This is a genomic window from Halalkalibacter hemicellulosilyticusJCM 9152 (assembly GCF_000513115.1).
Lineage (GTDB): Bacteria > Bacillota > Bacilli > Bacillales > Bacillaceae_D > Halalkalibacter > Halalkalibacter hemicellulosilyticus.
Window position 1 is genome coordinate 1 of record NZ_BAUU01000083.1, and the last position, 1,870, is coordinate 1,870.

Annotated in this window: 4 protein-coding genes; 2 read left to right on the top strand and 2 right to left on the bottom strand. The window is 34.5% G+C overall.

Annotated features, from left to right (window positions below; translation table 11 throughout):
* Positions 1 to 164 precede the first annotated feature (164 nt).
* On the top strand, positions 165 to 356 hold the full coding sequence (locus tag JCM9152_RS20905) for a hypothetical protein (RefSeq protein ID WP_035347745.1): 192 nt from the start codon (positions 165 to 167) through the stop codon (positions 354 to 356).
* Positions 356 to 946: an ATPase gene (locus JCM9152_RS20910; protein WP_035347746.1), complete on the top strand. Its 591-nt coding sequence runs from the start codon at positions 356 to 358 to the stop codon at positions 944 to 946. The genes JCM9152_RS20905 and JCM9152_RS20910 overlap by 1 nt, the downstream gene beginning before the upstream one ends.
* Before the next feature lie 198 nt (positions 947 to 1,144).
* Here the strand turns inward: JCM9152_RS20910 and JCM9152_RS20915 are convergent, their stop codons facing one another.
* Both JCM9152_RS20915 and JCM9152_RS20920 read right to left on the bottom strand, forming a co-directional pair.
* Positions 1,145 to 1,531, bottom strand: a complete 387-nt coding sequence (locus JCM9152_RS20915; protein WP_052016266.1) for a retropepsin-like aspartic protease — start codon at positions 1,529 to 1,531, stop codon at positions 1,145 to 1,147.
* Entirely contained in the window at positions 1,531 to 1,788 is a 258-nt protein-coding gene (locus tag JCM9152_RS20920; protein ID WP_034751795.1) for a hypothetical protein, read from the bottom strand. Before JCM9152_RS20920 ends, JCM9152_RS20915 begins: the two co-directional genes overlap by 1 nt.
* Positions 1,789 to 1,870 lie beyond the last annotated feature (82 nt).

The window sequence follows — 1,870 nt, forward strand, 5'->3', positions numbered from 1 at the left end:
AAGCTTCCTCAATAGTGGAATAAGCTTTTCTGGTTATTCCAGAAAAGCATCCTACCCTTTACTTTAAGTGAAACTATTCACAAAATATCATTACTCCTAAGTCTCAAATCGCTTATAAAAATCATAATTAATCTGATATAATTTAAAGAAAGGTGGTGTTCCTTATGTTAGAACAAAACAATGAACCTAAGAGAAAATACGAATGGTTAAGTAAATGGGTTAAAATGACTGGTGAACGGGCGAGAATTGACGCTAAGGTTAATAACACATATATTGTATATGAAAAAGACGGAATGCTTGTAAAGGAATTCCCTAACGGTGATATTGTTCCATTGAACAAAAATGGTGACTCGTAATGCATAGCTACAAACCTATATTCTTTGTATTTGCGGGTAATAACGGAAGCGGTAAAAGCACTATACGCAACTTAATTATTGATAAAATTGGTATTGATATTAATATCGATCCAGATGCTATCGCTCGAAGAATTGACCCAGAAAACCCAGAGAAGAATAGAGTTTCAGCAGGTAAGGAAGTCATTAAATCTGTCAATAAGTACATCAAAGAGGGTAAAGACTTTTCTATTGAAACAACTCTTGCTGGTAAAAATGCTATTAAACAAATGCAAAAAGCTAAAGAGATGGGCTATGAAATAACAATGTTTTATGTTGCATTAAATAATGTCCATCAAAACATAGAAAGGGTTGCCATGAGAGTGAAGAATGGCGGTCATCATATCCCTACTGAAGATATTATCAGAAGGAATAACACTTCTTTTAAGCATCTTTATGACTATGCATATATGATTGACAACCTTGTATTAATTGATAACAGTGAAGAAGATGGGGAAATTGTGCTTGAAGTAAATAATGGCTTCATTACTTACGAAGCAACCTACCTTCCAGAATGGACCCATCCTGTTCGGAAACAATTTGAAAAGGATTAAATGATCAAGCCGATCTTTTAGCTTAAAGAAAATCGGCTTTTTATTATCCAACTCCACCGATAAAACAATAAATTTTATTGAAGATAAGCATCCGTTACTTTAAGTGAATATCTTCACAAGATTTGATTACCTCTACATTAAAGCTATAGCACAAAAAACGGCAAGTATAGAAGATGTGCACCCTAATATACTCGCCATTTAGCTATTTGACTGTAATGATAATTCGTCTATATTTATGATTGCTTTCAATTGTTGTAATAAGTCCAATCCAATGATACCATCCAAATCAAATCCATAATTCATTGCTCCAATTTCTAAAGCAAAACTTTCTGTTTGCATATCTCCAATTCTTACAGAATCTACCGTCTTCGAATATACAAACTCTGACCCTCCTACACCGCTAATACGATATATCATGTCATTCTCTTCCGCTACAATCCCTATTGACTCTGCTAAGTCAGTTGATACAATTGTACTTCCTGAGCCAGTATCGACTAAAACACGTCGTAAATGAAGCAATTGTCCATTAAATGTTAGTTCCATATCCGTAAGTAATAAACCCTCATCTATAATTAGTTTTTTCACTATCGCCTAACACCTACCCATTTTTTCTCGATGATATTAGGCTCCTTGCGGTTAGTATGGAGAACATATAACTCCCGTCTAGGATCTTCTCGATGAATTTCTTGATATGCTTTCATCGCATCTGGAGAATTAGAAAACTTTTTCAAGGGAGCAATCTCATCTAAAATACGCTCACTTTTCTCATTTGTATGCGCTTGAACAGCTTCTATCAATACCCATTGTTCTGGGAAAGCTTGGCATACATCTTCCCACTTCATCCCGAGTCACCTCCATAAATAATTACTTATATTGTATCATGATCATGTAAAGTGTAATAGCACTGCTTATTAAAGATAAGCC